This is a genomic window from Bradyrhizobium tropiciagri (assembly GCF_018130545.1).
GTDB classification, from domain to species: Bacteria; Pseudomonadota; Alphaproteobacteria; order Rhizobiales; family Xanthobacteraceae; genus Bradyrhizobium; species Bradyrhizobium tropiciagri_A.
Genome location: NZ_JAFCKF010000011.1, coordinates 48,796 through 64,298 on the forward strand (window position 1 = coordinate 48,796; position 15,503 = coordinate 64,298).

The 15,503-nt window shown below is 58.5% G+C and carries 12 protein-coding genes and 1 tRNA gene; 9 read left to right on the forward strand and 4 right to left on the reverse strand.

Features of this window, described 5'->3' with window-relative positions:
* Window positions 1-6: 6 nt before the first annotated feature.
* Entirely contained in the window at window positions 7-732 is a 726-nt protein-coding gene (locus JQ616_RS35425; protein WP_212022812.1) for an AbiV family abortive infection protein, read from the reverse strand.
* 250 nt (window positions 733-982) lie between these two features.
* Complete coding sequence (locus tag JQ616_RS35430; RefSeq protein WP_249137716.1) at window positions 983-2,014, reverse strand: LysR family transcriptional regulator; 1,032 nt, start codon at window positions 2,012-2,014, stop codon at window positions 983-985.
* 233 nt (window positions 2,015-2,247) lie between these two features.
* On the opposite strand from JQ616_RS35430, the gene purU reads away from it, so the two are divergent.
* The 4 genes from purU to JQ616_RS35450 all read left to right on the forward strand — a co-directional run bounded on the left by purU (window position 2,248) and on the right by JQ616_RS35450 (window position 6,790).
* A complete protein-coding gene (gene purU / locus JQ616_RS35435) occupies window positions 2,248-3,120 on the forward strand; it encodes a formyltetrahydrofolate deformylase (protein ID WP_212022813.1) in 873 nt (290 codons plus the stop codon).
* Between the two features lie 37 nt (window positions 3,121-3,157).
* Window positions 3,158-4,420, forward strand: a complete 1,263-nt coding sequence (locus JQ616_RS35440; protein ID WP_212022814.1) for an aminomethyltransferase family protein — start codon at window positions 3,158-3,160, stop codon at window positions 4,418-4,420.
* Window positions 4,421-4,429: 9 nt separating this feature from the next.
* Window positions 4,430-5,332, forward strand: coding sequence for a bifunctional 5,10-methylenetetrahydrofolate dehydrogenase/5,10-methenyltetrahydrofolate cyclohydrolase (locus JQ616_RS35445; protein WP_212022815.1), 903 nt, complete (start codon window positions 4,430-4,432; stop codon window positions 5,330-5,332).
* Between the two features lie 87 nt (window positions 5,333-5,419).
* On the forward strand, window positions 5,420-6,790 hold the full coding sequence (locus JQ616_RS35450; protein WP_212022816.1) for an MFS transporter: 1,371 nt from the start codon (window positions 5,420-5,422) through the stop codon (window positions 6,788-6,790).
* 409 nt (window positions 6,791-7,199) lie between these two features.
* On the opposite strand, the gene JQ616_RS35455 is transcribed toward JQ616_RS35450, so the two are convergent.
* The gene (locus JQ616_RS35455; RefSeq protein ID WP_212022817.1) at window positions 7,200-8,033 is read right to left on the reverse strand and encodes a protein-L-isoaspartate O-methyltransferase family protein; all 834 of its coding nucleotides are present in this window, start codon (window positions 8,031-8,033) and stop codon (window positions 7,200-7,202) included.
* Window positions 8,034-8,173: 140 nt separating this feature from the next.
* Between JQ616_RS35455 and amrB the strand changes: the two genes are divergently transcribed.
* On the forward strand, window positions 8,174-9,877 hold the full coding sequence (amrB, locus tag JQ616_RS35460) for an AmmeMemoRadiSam system protein B (protein ID WP_212022818.1): 1,704 nt from the start codon (window positions 8,174-8,176) through the stop codon (window positions 9,875-9,877).
* Window positions 9,878-9,889: 12 nt separating this feature from the next.
* Here amrB and JQ616_RS35465 read toward each other — a convergent pair whose 3' ends face one another.
* Window positions 9,890-11,761, reverse strand: a complete 1,872-nt coding sequence (locus JQ616_RS35465) for an MORN repeat-containing protein (protein ID WP_212022819.1) — start codon at window positions 11,759-11,761, stop codon at window positions 9,890-9,892.
* 179 nt (window positions 11,762-11,940) lie between these two features.
* Here JQ616_RS35465 and JQ616_RS35470 point away from each other — a divergent pair, with 179 nt between their 5' ends.
* The 4 genes from JQ616_RS35470 (at window position 11,941) to JQ616_RS35485 (ending at window position 15,273) form a co-directional block, all read left to right on the forward strand.
* Window positions 11,941-12,597 (forward strand): hypothetical protein, encoded by a 657-nt coding sequence (locus JQ616_RS35470; protein ID WP_212022820.1) that lies wholly within the window; start codon window positions 11,941-11,943, stop codon window positions 12,595-12,597.
* The gene (locus tag JQ616_RS35475) at window positions 12,579-13,646 is read left to right on the forward strand and encodes a hypothetical protein (RefSeq protein ID WP_212022821.1); all 1,068 of its coding nucleotides are present in this window, start codon (window positions 12,579-12,581) and stop codon (window positions 13,644-13,646) included. The genes JQ616_RS35470 and JQ616_RS35475 overlap by 19 nt, the downstream gene beginning before the upstream one ends.
* 17 nt (window positions 13,647-13,663) lie before the next feature.
* Window positions 13,664-15,058 (forward strand): toll/interleukin-1 receptor domain-containing protein, encoded by a 1,395-nt coding sequence (locus JQ616_RS35480; protein WP_212022822.1) that lies wholly within the window; start codon window positions 13,664-13,666, stop codon window positions 15,056-15,058.
* 110 nt (window positions 15,059-15,168) lie between these two features.
* Window positions 15,169-15,273, forward strand: a tRNA-Pro gene (locus JQ616_RS35485).
* The last annotated feature ends 230 nt before the right edge of the window (window positions 15,274-15,503 follow it).

Here is a 15,503-nt window from a genome sequence, read left to right on the forward strand (position 1 = left end):
GATTGCTTAGCCGCTCTTCGTGGCTTCACCCCTAGTGGCAGTCTCGAGCATTTCCTCAAGCATCCGCGTCATCGCCTTTTCAGGGTCGTTTGGCATCTCTTCCCTGAATTTCAGCGCCAACGCCTTGAACGCTCTAAGCTTTTCGGCGGTCTTGTCGATGTCGCTATTCCACTTCGAGAGCAGCCGCACCTTTGGGTACATGAGACCAAGGTATTCGCGGTTCCTTTTGACGATTTCGGAAACCATATCCTTCGTGATCCGGTCGCTCGGAGCTGCAAAACGCTCGCCGTTGAAATCCACATACAACGACGCGTTCTTTGCCGTATTGGATTCTTCATGGAATGCTTTTTGGCGCTCCTCGAATAAGCCGATCGCGGCTTTCCAGTCCCTGTTCTTACGGGCTGCCTGTTCTTCGTCGGAGACGTCGAGCATGTATGCGTTCGCGTGGTTTTTCGCCTTGTGATTCACCAGCGCCTTAGTGAGCTTGCGAGGGTCGATCTCTTCACCCATCAGCAATCCCGTTGCCCATGCGGTCAGAAGCTCGATCTTCCCACATTCCTCCAACGAGATTTGATGCAAAAAGAGGGAACGGCTGAGGGCGCGGTGTTTGCCGAGCAAGGACGCTTCGGAAAACAGCTCCTCGGCATTTCTAAACGCGACTTCCGCCCCCCGCGCAATCTCGCCGAATAGGGCCTTCCGATTCGCGTCCTGCCCATCTCTTTTGCTGGTCATCAATTTCCGCCGGCTTTCTTTGATGATTTTGGATACTTGACCACGCTGAAGAGCACGGGTGGTCCCGAAATGCACCCAAGCTCGTCGTTTACCTCGGCAACCCGTTGAAATCACAAAAGATGTGACCTCCCTCCGAGCGCACCATAGTCCCTTGCCGCGGGCTCGCCGCTCCAAGTCGGGAGAGCCGACAGGCAATGAGAGGCATTTAGAGCGACCTGTCTGCCACACGCTGTGCCGGCTTGCGCCGAGATCAACGAAGGAGACCGCGCGGCGGCGCACGCCGCTTTTTCTCTGTTGAAGCGACTCCTGCGGCAATTGGCTCGGCGGCTTTAGCGCGTGACTTTGCATAATCGGCGGACATCGCCAACGCCGGATCACGATCGCGCAGCTCTTCGGCCACAATAGATTGAAGCCAGCGAACCGCCGGTTCGTTGTCCATCCGGCGGTGCCAATGCTGCCTCAGTTCGATGAGAGGTATAGGAACCGGCGGCGGGAGCAGCTTGAGGCCGGCATTCGCGTACCAGGCTCCAAGCGAGAACGGGACGGTCGAGATCATGTCGCTGGTTGCGACCAATTGCGGCACGCTCATGAAATGCGGCAGGTGCAGGACAACACGGCGCTGCAGCTTGAGCTCCCGGACGCGCTTCTCGAATATCTCCTGACTGCGACCCTGTTGGTTCACGACGATATGGTCGGCCGCGAGAAACTGCTCGAGCGTAAGAGTATCACCGATCGTGGGATGGTCCTTGCGGGCGATGCAGGTGAAGGGGTGATCGAATAGGTCTTCGGTCACGACATTCGGACCAAGGAGATCCGGAAAATAGCCGATCGCCAAGTCGATTTCGCCGCTCTCCAGCGCGTCTTCCAGCTCATCGTGAGAGGTCGGTACGCATCGCAAAGCCGCTCGAGGGGCCATCGCACGGATCCGCTGAAGAATTGGCGGGATGAAAATCAGAACGCCGATGTCCGAGGTCGTGACTGTGAACACGCGGTCACTCTCTTCCGGCACGAAGCGAGGCTTGCGGAGGATTTGTTGGTCGACCGTCGAAAGCACGGTTCGCACCGCGTCGGCGATCGATTCCGCAAACGGTGTCGGTCGCATGCCGCGTCCGGTCGACAGAAAGAGCGGATCGCTAAAGAATTCCCGCAGCTTCCGCAGCCCGGCACTGGCCATCGGTTGGCTCATTCCCAGCTGGCGGGAGACCGCTGACAGGTTCTGGGCGCGGAACAGTCCGTCGAGCAGGAGAAGGAGGTTCAGGTCGAGCCGTCTGATATCCATCATGCTGATAGCTTGTATTGAATAATACCGGATTTTCAATGACGGCATTCTGCGCAATGGTCGCTCTGCAACGTCCCGCAGGTGACGACTTTGGGAGTGAAATCAGAGGCGTAATGGCTTCGCCGTGCGGCCCCTAGGTTATTTCCTCCCGCTCTGCCTCTCAGTTTTCGAACATCCGCTCACCCAACCGGTGCCGCCGGAACTAAACGTCCGTGGCCGCCAGAAATCGTCCGTTTATGTACGCTGAACCTGTACCCATATCGCAATACATCCTGACCCTGTCATGTCGCGACGTACCCGGCATCGTGGCCGATGTCTCGCGCTGCCTGTTCGAGAACGGCGGCAACATCGTCGAGGCCGCGCAGGTCAACGAGATCACGAGCGAGCGCTTCTTCATGAGGATCGGCGTGACGCTCTCGGAAGCGGGCGCCGAGGCAGCGCGGAACGGGATCGGCGCGATCGCCCGGAAGTTCGCAATGGAGTGGAGACTGCGCTCGCAGGCCGAACGCAAGCGGGTCCTGTTATTCGTTTCCAAATTCGATCATTGCCTCGGCGATCTCCTGTACCGCCATCGGCTCGGCGAGCTCGACATGGACATCGTCGGGATCGTCTCGAACCATCCGCGCTCGGTGCTCACCGTCAGTCTCGTGGGCGAGATTCCGTTCCATCACCTTCCCGTCACGAAGGACACGAAGATGGAGCAGGAGGCGCAGATCAAGACGCTCATCGCGGAGACGAGCGCCGATCTCGTCGTCCTCGCGCGCTACATGCAGATCCTCTCGGACGATCTCGCGCGTCATCTCCACGGCCGCTGCATCAATATCCATCACAGCTTTCTGCCCGGATTCAAGGGATCGAGACCCTATCACCAGGCGCACGCCCGTGGCGTGAAGCTGATCGGTGCGACCGCGCACTTCGCGACCGGGGATCTCGATGAGGGGCCAATCATCGAACAGGACGTCGAACGCGTCAGTCACCGCGATACGCCGGAGGACCTAGTCCGAAAGGGGCGGGATATCGAGCGTCGAGTGCTTTCGCGTGCGGTTCATCTCTTCCTAGAGGACCGCGTGATCATCAACGGCGAGCGGACCATCGTCTTCGCCAATTGAACAGAATGGAGAACGACCAATGCTGACACCCAGGGGCATGCGCAAGACGCCCGAAGGCTACTTCACCTCGCGATGGGGCCTTCCGGAGTACACCGACTGGATCGACGAGAGCATGTCTTGGAAGGAAACGTGTGCGCTCGGCGACTGGTCGTTTCTCTGGGAGCGGCGCTTCAAGGGACCCGATGCGCTGAAGCTCTTCTCGGATACATCGGTCAACAGCTTCCAAAAGTTCGATATCCGGCAGTCGAAGCACGTCGTCCACACTACCAAGCAGGGAAAGGTCATCGCGGAGGGCATCCTCACCCGCCTGTCCGAGGACGAGTTCATGCTGTTCGGGCGCGGCACGTTCTGGGTCGATTACATCCGTCGTCATGGCAACTACGACGTCACGTCCGAGGCCGACGACTGGTTCAATTTCCAGGTCCAGGGGCCGACGTCCCTGGCGCTGCTCGAGAGGGTCTCGAAGCAGTCGCTCCGCGACGTGAAGTTCATGCATTCGGGCGAGATCGAAATCGCCGGATGCAAGATGCTCGCGCTACGCCAAGGCATGTCGGGCGAGATCGGCTTCGAGCTGCAGGGGCCAATGGCACAAGCAGCGGCCGTCTACGACGCCATCGTCGCCGCCGGTCAAGAGTTCGGCCTCCGTCGCATCGGCGGCCGGGCGATCTTCATCAACCACCTTGAGGCCTGCTTCCCGACCATTGTTACAGATTACATGCCTGCGATCTTCGACGACGACATGAAGGAGTACCAGGACGAATTCCGCGCCGCGATGCCGGGCTTTGCGTCGACCTTTAATATCGCCGGTAGCTTCCAATCGGACGACATCCGTGATTGGTACAGAAGTCCGGTCGAACTTGGCTGGAGCAAGAATATCAAGTTCGATCACGAATTCATTGGGCGCGATGTACTCGAGAAGGAAGTCGCAAATCCGAGAAGAGTGATCCGAACGTTGGTCTGGAACGGAGATGACGTGGCTGACGTCCACGCCTCGCTATTTCAGAAAGAGCAGCAGCCCTATCAATACATGGAGATGCCTCGGGATCAGCGCGGCTTCATGTATGCCGACCGCGTGCTGAGCGGCGACAAGGATGTCGGCGTGACCACATCACGAGGCTACAGCTATTTTTTCCGCGAGATGCTGTCGCTGTGTACCATCGACGTCGATCATTCAGAGATCGGAAGCGAGGTCGTCGTGGTCTGGGGCGAGCCGGGTCGTCGACAAAAAAGCATTCGCGCGAAAGTGGCTCCAGCACCCTACAAGAAGGACAATCGCCGCGCCGACCTGTCCAAGGTCTGAGCGGCAGCCATGACCGCGCGCATCATCGACGGAAAAGCACTTGCCGCCGTGGTTCGGGAGGAAGTCGCAGAGGGCGTCGCCGCCCTCGTCGCCGGCGGCGTGCCGGCGCCGGAACTAGCCGTCATCTTGATCGGTGAAGATCCAGCCAGTCGTGTCTACGTCTCAAACAAGGTGCGGCAGACTGAAGCCGTCGGAATGCGTTCGCGCCGATACTTGCTCGGCTCGGACGCGACGGAGCGCAGCCTGCTGGAGTTGATCGAGGAGCTGAACCGGGATCTCGCGGTGAACGGTATCTTGGTTCAGTTCCCGTTGCCACCGCACATGGACATCGCGCGCGTCGTGACGGCGATCCGTCCGGACAAGGATGTCGACGGATTCAATCCGCTGAACGTGGGACGCATCGCCGCAGGCATGGAGGGCGCATTGGTCCCGTGTACGCCGCTCGGCGTTATGCGTCTCATCAAGTCGGTGCATCAAGACATCGCGGGTCTAGGGGCTCTCGTCGTGGGAGCGTCCAACGTCGTCGGCCGCCCCATGGCACGCCTGTTGCTGCAGGAACTGTGCACGGTCTCGATCGCGCACATCCGGACCACCGATCTCGAGCGCCGCTGCCGTGAGGCCGACATCCTCGTCGTCGCGACCGGCGTTCCTGGTCTTATCCGCGGTCGCTTCGTCAAACCTGGCGCGACGGTGATCGACGTCGGCATTACCCGTGTCGCGTCGGCATCCGGCGTCGACAAGCTCGTCGGAGATGTCGCGTTCGACGAAGCCCTCGAAGTTGCAGGCGCGATCACGCCGGTCCCGGGCGGCGTCGGACCGATGACCATCGCCTGTCTGCTTGCGAACACGTTGAGCGCCGCGAGGATGGAAGCCGCGCGGCGCAAGGCGGTCGAAGCGGAAACGGCCGTCTAACGGACGAAAATGTCCGAGGCCCGTGCCGAGGGGCTTCCAACAAGAAGACGGTCATCGCATCAAATTTCAGAGAAGGGGAGGCTGGACATGACGACACAGGTTTTGGAAGACCCGACGAGGCCGGTGATCGATATCGGAATTCTTGCGGAGGAGGGCGCATGGAACGGAGCGCGCAAGGGCGTGTTGTTCCTGTGCGCGCTCGCGATCATTCTCGACGGATTGGACAACCAGGCACTCGGTTTCGCGATTCCGTCCATGATCAAAGAATGGAACATCACGCGCGGCGACTTCGCGCCCGCGCTCGCGTTGGGTTTCGTCGGGATGACGATCGGTACTCCGATCGGAGGTGTAGTCGGCGATCGGCTCGGGCGAAAGATCGCCCTGATCGCATCGGTCTTCCTGTTCGGCGCGGCCACGCTCGCCATCTCGGTCGCTCACAGCGTCGGAGAGGTCAGCCTCTACCGCTTCCTCGCGGGTCTGGGGCTGGGCGGTGCGCTTCCTGCCGCTACCGCGCTCATCGCGGAGTTCACGCCCAAGCGCAATCGCAGCTTGTCGGTGATGTTGGGCATCGTCTGCATACCTGTCGGAGGCATGGTAGGAGGCGTGCTCGCCGCGCAATTGCTTCCCGAATTCGGCTGGCGGATGCTGTTCGTCGTCAGCGGGCTGCTACCGATGGTGGTCGCGGCCATCCTCGCGGTGGCGTTGCCAGAATCCCCGCAATATCTGCTGGCGAAGGGAGCCGATCCGAAAAAGGTGGCGAAGTCGGTGCGGATACTCGGCGAGACCGATACGGCATCGAGCGTCTTCGTCGACCGACGCGAGGTCGAACTGGAGCGCGCTTCGCTCGCTTCGTTGTTCGTCGCCACCCTTCGTTGCACCACGACTGGGCTTTGGATCGCCTTCTTCTTCTGCCTCTTGCCGGTCTACGTGCTCTACGCTTGGGCCCCCACGCTGCTGACCGGCAAAGGGTTCGACGTCCCAACCGCTAGTTTTGCCCTCGCGCTTTTCAACTTCGGTGGCGTCGCCGGTTGCATCGTGACCGGATGGGCGATCGGCCGGTTCGGCACGCGGCCGGCCATCCTTACGGTTGCCGGCGCGGCGACGGTCGGTGCAGTGGTGCTGGCGTCGATGCCGATTTCAGTCGAGACCAAACCCCTAATTATGGGCCTGCTCTGCATCGAAGGCTTCTGCCTGCTCGGCGCCCAAGGCTCGCTCTATGCGCTGGCGGCCTACGTCTACCCCACGAATATCCGATCGACCGGTATCGGTGCGGCAGCCGGGTTCGGCCGGGCAGGTGCCATAGTCAGCGCCTATGCCGGCGCTTTCGCCCTGAACTACGGGGCGGCGGCGTTCTTCGCCATTATTGCTGCGTGCGTCGCCATTACGTTCGTGGCTGTTGCGATCGTCGACATCCATCAGGCCGCGCTACGGGGGGAACCATCGCGCGCTCCTACCTGAGCATTGCGGGATGTCGAATGAAGCCGATACGTCAGGCTATCGAAGATCGCCAAACTGAATGGCGATTCTCGATAGCCTGACGTGTCGGCCTGGCCTCAATTTTGAGGGCAACAGCACATAGTCCTCAATAGTCTTGTTCGTTGCATCCAACCTCATCACGAAAAGCAGGGCGGAGAAGATTTGCCACGAACGAACAGGGGACGTATCTGGTGCGGTTTCTGGTGCGGCGGCCGCGCTGTGGGCAACAAGAACGAAGTAAGCTATTGATCTCATTGGTGGGCCCGGCAGGACTCGAACCTGCAACCAGACCGTTATGAGTGGTCGGGCGAGCCCTGGGGCATCTGTGCGCAATGAGGGCCAGTAGGTGATTTTGAGCGACCCCAGCTCATGTCCGCCGGGAGAGATCCTGCTACACCCGCATCGGGAGGAAGCGGATCAGCTTCCCATGGTAAATATCGACCGTGTCACGCCGAAACGAAGACGAAGCTTTTACGACCTTAACAACGTGCTGCATGGAGCCAGGCCCCAAGGGCAGGATCATCGTGCCGCCAGGTCTGAGCTGATCGAATAATGGTTGGGGAACGTGATCGACTGCACACGTTACGATGATCTTGTCGAACGGGGCGGCCTCGGCCCAACCGAAATATCCGTTGCCTTGTTTGGCGGAAATGGAGGCATATTCCTGATGACCGTGCCCGACCAGCTTCTCGTGCTTGCCTTTAGCCCTGTCAGCAAGCTCTCCGACGATCTCGACGGTCCATATTCTGTCCGTGAGATGAGCGAGGTAGGCAGATTGATAGCCAGATCCCGTACCAATCTCAAGAACACGGTCGCCAGGTAACACTTCGAGTGCACTCGTCATCCGCGCGACAATGCCCGGTCCGGAGATAGTCGCGCCATAGCCAATGCCCAGATAGGCATTGTCGTAAGCGCGGATCATGTCATGGGCGAGGACGAACTGATCTCGTGGCGTCATCAGAAACGCCGTCGCGCCCCGCGGCTCCCAGATGTCTCGATTCGATCGGAGCGCCAGATATCGCTGCCACCTGTTCGCCAGCAATGGCGCTTCTTCTCCGCGGTTGACTTCCATCCACCGAATGAAATCCTCCCGGTTGTCGAGCGGCGGCGAATATTGAGGTGCTTGATGCTGTTCAAAAGCCATGGCGGGCAATGCCGCGCTGGCGAACGCGCCCGCCAAAACAGCACGTCTTGTCAGCCTGCACCGATCGGAAGCTTGGCTCATCTTGTGATCCTAATCCGCCAGATGTTCTAGCAGCAAGAGAAATATAGCGAGACGAGCGCCGAGTGCCGTTACTTGAATTGGAACGTTCGGGTAAGCTGCAATAGCTCCGCGTGGACCAAGGCCGCTGAACGACGACAAGAATGCATTCACCAGTCGACAGACCGTACCAGCGTTTGCAACTGCTTCTCGCGGCCGTCGGCATCGCCGGGGTTGTTGCCACCGCAGCGGAAGGGTCCTCCAGGCAACCGATTCCGGCTCAATTCACTCAAGCCGAAATGTTCTCGAAACCGATCGACGAAGCGGCAAAATCCGGTCTCGCACGGAGAAAGCTGTCGGGAATAACTGTCCCGCATCATCTGCTGGCGGCTAGGTTGATCGCGCAGGCCTTTCAATCGATCGAAAGCCGGCGCATAAAGAAAGTCATTGTCGTTTTTCCCGACCACTTCAAACGGTCAAACCTGCCGTTTGCGACGACTGACCGTCCGTTCGACACCGTTTTTGGTCGAGTCGAGATCAGTCTGCCCGACGTTCGGACTTTGCTTGGGGCACGACGGCTGGTCGCCCGATCGGATCTGTTCGAGCGCGATCACGGGATTGGTGCGATTGTCCCATTCGTCAGGCATTACCTGCCAGACGCCCGGATCGTCCCGATCGCAGTTTCTCTTCGTTCGCAGCAAGTCGATTGGGATCAGCTCGTTGCAGTCCTGCATTCGATCGTTTCTGACGACACGCTGGTGGTTCAGTCCACCGACTTTTCGCACTATCTGCCGCTCGAGCAGGCGATGCAGCGGGATCAGGAAGTTCTGAATGTTCTTGCTTCCGGTGATCTCGCCTCGGTCGCGCGCCTGAGGCAACCACAGCATATGGACTCGCGCGGGTCGCAGTACCTGCAGATGCGAATACAGCAGGAGTTCTTCAAGAGCCGGCCGCTGATCGTCTATAATTCGAACTCACACGCATTTGCCGACGGCCGAAATGGACTGACGACCACCTACATCGTTCAGTTTTATGAGTCCGATCCGTCAATGCAGATCGGGCAGGACCTCCCCGGATCGAAGGTATTCTGCTTCGCCGGCGATACTTTCTTTGGACGAGGCCTGTTGCGAGTTCTATCGACGCGGGACGAGCAGCAACGCTTCCTTCGGGAGGCGCGCAGCGTGTTGAACGGTTGCCGGCTCATCGTGAATCTGACCGGCGTCATCGTTCCGGAGATTCCGTTGAAGCTTGAGCCTATGATGCTGGCAATGCCCTCGATCCTCACTTTGGAGGCGTTGAAAGCCATGAACATTGTTGGCGTTAGTCTTGCCAATAACCATGCTATGGATCTCGGGTCCGCGGCCTTCGATCAAATGAAAGGAATTCTGTCCGACGCCCATATCACCACATTGACGCAAGGGCAGATCGTCGACTTCGGAGGCTTTCGCTTGACGGCGCTGACCGATCTCGACAATCAAAGCCTTCGGAGCGAAGGCGTGATCGGATCGGACGACATCGCGCGGCTCGCGGCCTCGCATGCCAAGCCACCAGTTTTCGCGATGATCAATTGGGGCTCGGACTACGTCAACAGGCCGGACCCGCGTCAGATTGAGTTGAGATCGGAGCTCCGGCAGTCAGCAATTTCGCTAGTGATCGGTGTCCATCCTCACTTCGCAGCCTTAGATCTGGATCTGCTTGAAGGGGGCGAGGGGATCAGCGTTCACTCGTTGGGTAACTTCATTTTCGATCAGACTTCACGCGTTGCCTCCGGCAGTATCCTCGAGGTTCGCGTCTTCACACAGGGGACCTACTTCGTGCGCCTTGTTCCCCATCGCAATTTTTTCGAAGCCGCACTGCAGCAACGATAGTGCCATCCAGCATCACCGCTTCGGCATTCGCGGCCTGAAATACGTCAGGTCAACCACCGGTGAGGTGACTACCGATCCATCGGTCAACTTCAGCAACAGTTGGAACTTGTGTCGCGATGTCTTGGGTGCTGAGATATCAAGATCAAAGCTCTTGACGGTGCCTTGAGCGATGCTTGCCTGCCAGCTCTTTGGCAGATGAATTTGATACGAGGTTCGCCCGACTGACAACAAGCTCGGCGAACTCTGCATCTTTGAACCGCGGTCAGACGCGTCATCACAGCCAGCTTCGCCCATCTCGATGTCGAAAGACACTAGAGGTATGTTCAAAGAAAACGGCGAGGATTTCGATTTGAGTTCACCGTCGTTCGATTTCCATTGGTATTCGATCTTACCGGACATCTTCGTGAAAATGACGTTCTGCTCGGGGTAGACAAAATCAGCAAGCCGACCAAATAGGCCAGTCTTCTTGACCTTACTCACGCAGACCGCGAGAGCCTTCTCGTTCTGATCTTCCGTCGCATCGCCGCGGGGCATGTTGCAGTGAAACGCAAGGTCGTTAGTCTTGGGTCTGTCGGACATTTTTTGGTGATAGAGACCGAGTGCGGCTTTCTTCAATCGCTCGGTATCGACGCCGAAGCCGCGGAGGCTCTCAACAATAGAGGCCTGTTTGGTGCCGTCGAATGAGCCCAGTAGCGCAGTGGTCTGCTGGGTGCGTCGATCGGCCGTACCCAAACTGAAGGTCAGTTTTGCGCCGATGACTTGTCCCCATCCGAGATTCCGAAATACGATGTCCGGTCTATAGGCCGTGTCGATCCCGCAATATCCGGGACCGGTCTGGGAGGCCTCCAGATAAGGCTCCGGATCGAGCGTGCTTGACGCTACATCCAGAAATGCGTCGGCGATGACCGCTGGTTGAACGCCCTCGTTCTGGACCTGTACCTTCATGAATACGGAAGCGAACTGATTGTCGTTATAGATCGAAGGCAGGCTGTCCTCATACCCGGACGATATCTCGCCGCCAGCCTTCCAGGCCTCGCGAAATGCCTTTGAGCCCGGTTGGATGGTCATCATTCCGGGCGAGAACTCGGCGTCGTAGACGTGAGCTTCAGTACCGGGATCAGCGTCGGCGAAGGCGCGGTTTTTCTCCTGATCCAGCGTCAGCTTCAGCTTCACTGAGTTGGAAGCGGCGGCGAGCCGTGGCTTTAGCGAATGCGGAATCGGCGTGACGTCGGGAATCTGCGCCCGGCTGATTTCCACACCTTGGTCCCAGACAGTCCAGTATGACCCGCCGGCTAGGAGGAGCTTTCCTCGACCGTGTCTTGAACCGTTCCGAAACCCGCCCTGATAGATCGAGCCATCGCTTGAAGCGTATCGGCCTTCGCCGTCCATCTTTCCCGCAACAAACTCACCGTCATACCTGTCGCCGTTTTCCAGCTTCAATATTCCATGGCCGTCCATCAATCCGTTCACCCAGTGCCCGGAGTAGGAATACCCAGTACGGAAGACGAGAAGTACTCCGTCTCCTTCCGGACGACCGTCCTTTAAGGTCCCTTTGAAGACGCTGTAGATATACTGGCGATCGTAGTCGGGGGCGCTCTTGACGCGCCAGCTCAAGGTGCCGACGCCGCTTGCCAGAGTACTGTCATCCGAGCGGACTGGAGCGCGAGGCTCCCAGAGGAAATCGAGATCGAGTTCAGGATGGGGGTCCCAAACCCGGAACTCCTTGCGGATCAGGCTACGTGTTTCGCTGCTCCACACGACCTCGGTTCTGTTCTTCCAAGCGTCGTCGGCAAATGCCTGTTCTACGAATAGCGGCGAGATCGTCAACAGCGCGGTGAAACACGTGCCGGCGAGTATTCGAGCCGCATCATTTCGTTCGCGCATCGAATGCTTATCCGATCATGAGAACCGGCATCAACCGTTGCCATGTGAGTAAAGGTTAGCGAACGAGCAGACCGTGGGCAAGACCCGGGAGCCATATGTCCTTGTCAATCAGGCGTTGTAACACCTATAGTCGGAGGGGCGTAAAGCCTTGAGGATGTGGTGAACGTACGATGCGTCGTATGCTTGCAGCTGTTCTTGCGTTCGCTTTGCTGGCGACCGGTCGGGCGCCGGCCGAGACCGGGGCGACGCGGGTGATTATGCTGTTCGTCATCAATACGCCCGATGACAATGCGATGAAGGGCGTCACCGAATGGATCCAGGCGTTCAAGAACAATCTTCGGTTTTTGCTGTCCGATTTTGCCAACGAGAACCCAGGCACCGACCCGGTCTTTAAGGTTTTGCTCGTCTCAAAAAACGTGGAGACGGCCGATACTGATCTTCTCGAGAGCTCGTTTCTGACCCAGCCCAGTCTACAGGTTCTCAGTACGATCGGCCGGTTCGCCGGCCACTCGACTTTTGTCGATAATGACATCTATCTCGGAGACCTTAGAGGGCGGCTCAAGGCCCCCTACGTGCACTTCTCCAGGGAGATTGAGCCGGGTCTCTACTCGATTAACCGTGAAGCCCTGGCCGTCGTCACGCTCTATGCATACGGAATGGCGCTGGCGAAGGCATCGCCGGCTGATAGTAGCCGATATGTCATATGCAAGGTTCTTGATCGCGCGAATATGTACAGGGATCGCGATCTCGGCGCGGACATGAAAATGTACTTCGACGAGCTCTTCAAAGCGATTTCGTACGAGCTGGAGGCTCGCGCATGCGGCGGCAAAAAGTAGTTCGCTGCGCAATCGTCGTCTTTTGCCTTCTGGCCGCCGCGCGACCGGTCCGCCCTGCCGACCAGATTTCGGTCCGGACGCTAGTTCCGACATTCACGAGCAGCACTAGCCTGGGGGCCAATGCGTCAACCATTCTGGCGTTAAGGCTTTGGACAACGCTTCGCCCGCGTCCCAATCCAAATCCGAAGGATCTCTATTTCGGGTCGGGACAAATCGAATGGTCAGAACGCGTCATCGAGAGCACACCGGATGCCGCCAATCAGATGGCGCTCGAAACCGGCAGCGATCTCGCCTTGTGGGGCGGTGTCGAGGAGTACGGATCCGGGATCGTCGTTCTCGCGAACCTCCGCGTTGTTCGCGATCGACCTGCCACCGATACCCTCCAAAAATGGGTGGTAAAATTTCGGGACCAGCGGATTGAGCTCAGGCTCCCGAGCAACAATTATCAGTTTTCCCCGCTGGTTATTCCAAAGGATGTCGCAGCGAAGTATTCGCGCCCGAACCAGATCACCGTGTGCGAGCAGAAAAGCCCGGATTGCGCCGGAAGGCGTTTGGGTAGCCCGTTTCGCTCGATCAGGATTGATGGCGATTTTGCTCTGGTGAGGCAGCCGAGCGGCGCTACCGGCTGGGTGCTGCTTCCGGATCTGTCCCAGGCTCAGGGGGAAGTGATAGATTTCACCGCGGCGCTGATCTCGTATCTCCGAGGCGACTTCGAACAAGCCGAGCAACTATTCTCCAGGGTACGCGATTCCCGGACGGACAGCCTCGTGCATAACGATGCAACGTTGCTTGCCGGAGTCTCACGATTTCGCCGAGGTGAGGGAATCGATGGCGTGCGCAGTGCTCACGAGCAAAACCCGTACTCGCGTTTCGGGGTTCAGGCGCTCGTCATGGCGAACATCTCGATGGCTCAGGCGGCGCAGTCAGGGGAGAGCAGGACCGCCAACCTGAAGGAGGCTAACAGCTTGATCGAGTCCTACCGGCACCTCTTCTCCGATACCGATCCCTGGCTTGTCGGTGTGGTCAGGTCGTTGAGCCCACCCAACTAGGCCGAGACCCAAAAAGGATGTCGGACGTATTCATCAGCTACTCAAAGTCTCGTCAGAAGGAGACGAAGGAACTTGCTGCGGATATCGAGGCTCGCGGCTTTAACGTTTGGTGGGATACGGATATGTCCCCTGGCGAACCATTCCAGGACGTTATTTCCAATGAGCTGGCGCGCGCTCGGGCGGTAGTGGTGATCTGGACGCCGACGTCCGTAGCTTCGAACTGGGTGAAATCGGAGGCCGGCCGAGCTCTCAAGCGCAACGTCTTAATCCCGGTTTACACACCCGATCTGAACCTCGATTTGATCCCTCCGCCATTCGACGTTCTGCATACCGAGCTGGTTACAAACCGCGATGCGATCTTTGGTGCACTCGAACGGCTCGGTATCCGGCCGGGTGAGACGCCGCTCAAGCCGCAACCCGCTCCGCCGTCACGTCGATATGCGCTTGCCCTGGTGGGCGCGTCAGCGGCGGCCTGTGCGCTTGCGGCGATTCCTTTATTGAAGGGCAGGGTTTCCGGCTCCGACAAGCCAGTACGCACATTCGAGATCGGATCGAATACCATCTCGGCAATTGTCTACACTTTCGCGGGCAACGGCATCCTCTTGGGCGACTGGGATGGCGCTATCAGCCTGCGCGATATTCAGAACGGCAGCGAGGTTCGTCGTTTCGACGGCCATTCGCACGTGGTGTGGAGTCTGGCTGTTCTACCGGACTCGCATCGGATCATCTCGGGCGGAGACGACGGTCTCTTGCGGTTGTGGGATCTCGCAAACGTCCATCCCATAAGGGAGTTCAAGGGGCACAGTGACGAGGTTTGGTCGGTGTCATTGTTGGCCGGCCAGGACAAGGTCCTCTCGGCGAGCCTTGATGGGACCATGAAGCTGTGGGATTTGTCGACGGACATCCCGATCAGAACCTTCAATTATGGTTCGAGGCTTCTTTGCGCTGCGACGACGCCTGACGGAAAGATCGCCGTGTCGGGGGCGAATGGTGCGATCCAAATGTGGAATGTTGCCGACGGAAGTAGAATCAACGTGCTCAAAGGATTCGATGGCGAAATCACTTCCGTCGGCGCACTGCCCGACGGCAAGCATGTCATTTCAGCCGGTGTCGATGGCGTCATCAGATTGTGGGAGCTGGCGTCGACTCAGGAAGTCGCCAAGTTCGGGGCCAATCGGAAAATTTCCGCGTTTGGAATTTCGCCGAGCGGCCGCACCGTGATCGCAGGTGGAGAGGATGCGATCGTGCAGCTTTGGAACATTCGCGAGCGCCGGTTGATGAAGAGCTTCAATGGCCATGCTGCTGCAGTTGAGTCCGTGGCCATTTCTCCCGACGGTCGTTCCGCTGCAAGCGGGGATAGGAAATCGGTCGTGAATATCTGGAATTTGGAAGGCACGGAGTGGGGTATTTGAGGAGCGTCGAACCCCCGACGGATCGTCATGCACACCATCGGTTTCGCTGGTCTAGGATCCGACACCAACCACCGATTGACCACCGAAACCCCGTGAACAAACGGCGATAACGGTGGTCAATCAGGATCGAACTTCATTGTTTTTGTTGATTTTTTCGACCGCTGATTACGTTCGGGACGCAGGGGTCGCAGGTTCGAATCCTGCCACTCCGACCATTTCTTCAAGCACTTATAGTTTCTGTGTTTTTTGTGCGCAACGAGATGCGCATCGATTTGTGGCGCGGCTGCCATGTCCGTCGATTGAGCGACGTATGTCCCTGATATCGGCGAGTCGCAAGCATGAGTCGCTGCGGTCTTGCGCCGCCTGGAACCGGGATGACCTCCCTTCGGACCCGTTAGCCGGTCTTGGCCGACATCAAAGCACGAATACCCCGCGGCGAGTAGTG

Excerpts from the sequence above, each read along its gene's own strand:
- amrB (WP_212022818.1), top strand. The coding sequence starts at position 8,174 with ATGCATTCACCAGTCGACAGACCGTACCAGCGTTTGCAACTGCTTCTC.
- JQ616_RS35455 (WP_212022817.1), bottom strand. The coding sequence starts at position 8,033 with ATGAGCCAAGCTTCCGATCGGTGCAGGCTGACAAGACGTGCTGTTTTG.
- JQ616_RS35430 (WP_249137716.1), bottom strand. The coding sequence starts at position 2,014 with ATGATGGATATCAGACGGCTCGACCTGAACCTCCTTCTCCTGCTCGAC.
- JQ616_RS35450 (WP_212022816.1), top strand. The coding sequence starts at position 5,420 with ATGACGACACAGGTTTTGGAAGACCCGACGAGGCCGGTGATCGATATC.
- JQ616_RS35440 (WP_212022814.1), top strand. The coding sequence starts at position 3,158 with ATGCGCAAGACGCCCGAAGGCTACTTCACCTCGCGATGGGGCCTTCCG.
- JQ616_RS35475 (WP_212022821.1), top strand. The coding sequence starts at position 12,579 with ATGCGGCGGCAAAAAGTAGTTCGCTGCGCAATCGTCGTCTTTTGCCTT.
- JQ616_RS35480 (WP_212022822.1), top strand. The coding sequence starts at position 13,664 with ATGTCGGACGTATTCATCAGCTACTCAAAGTCTCGTCAGAAGGAGACG.
- JQ616_RS35445 (WP_212022815.1), top strand. The coding sequence starts at position 4,430 with ATGACCGCGCGCATCATCGACGGAAAAGCACTTGCCGCCGTGGTTCGG.
- purU (WP_212022813.1), top strand. The coding sequence starts at position 2,248 with ATGTACGCTGAACCTGTACCCATATCGCAATACATCCTGACCCTGTCA.
- JQ616_RS35425 (WP_212022812.1), bottom strand. The coding sequence starts at position 732 with ATGACCAGCAAAAGAGATGGGCAGGACGCGAATCGGAAGGCCCTATTC.
- JQ616_RS35470 (WP_212022820.1), top strand. The coding sequence starts at position 11,941 with ATGCTTGCAGCTGTTCTTGCGTTCGCTTTGCTGGCGACCGGTCGGGCG.
- JQ616_RS35465 (WP_212022819.1), bottom strand. The coding sequence starts at position 11,761 with ATGCGCGAACGAAATGATGCGGCTCGAATACTCGCCGGCACGTGTTTC.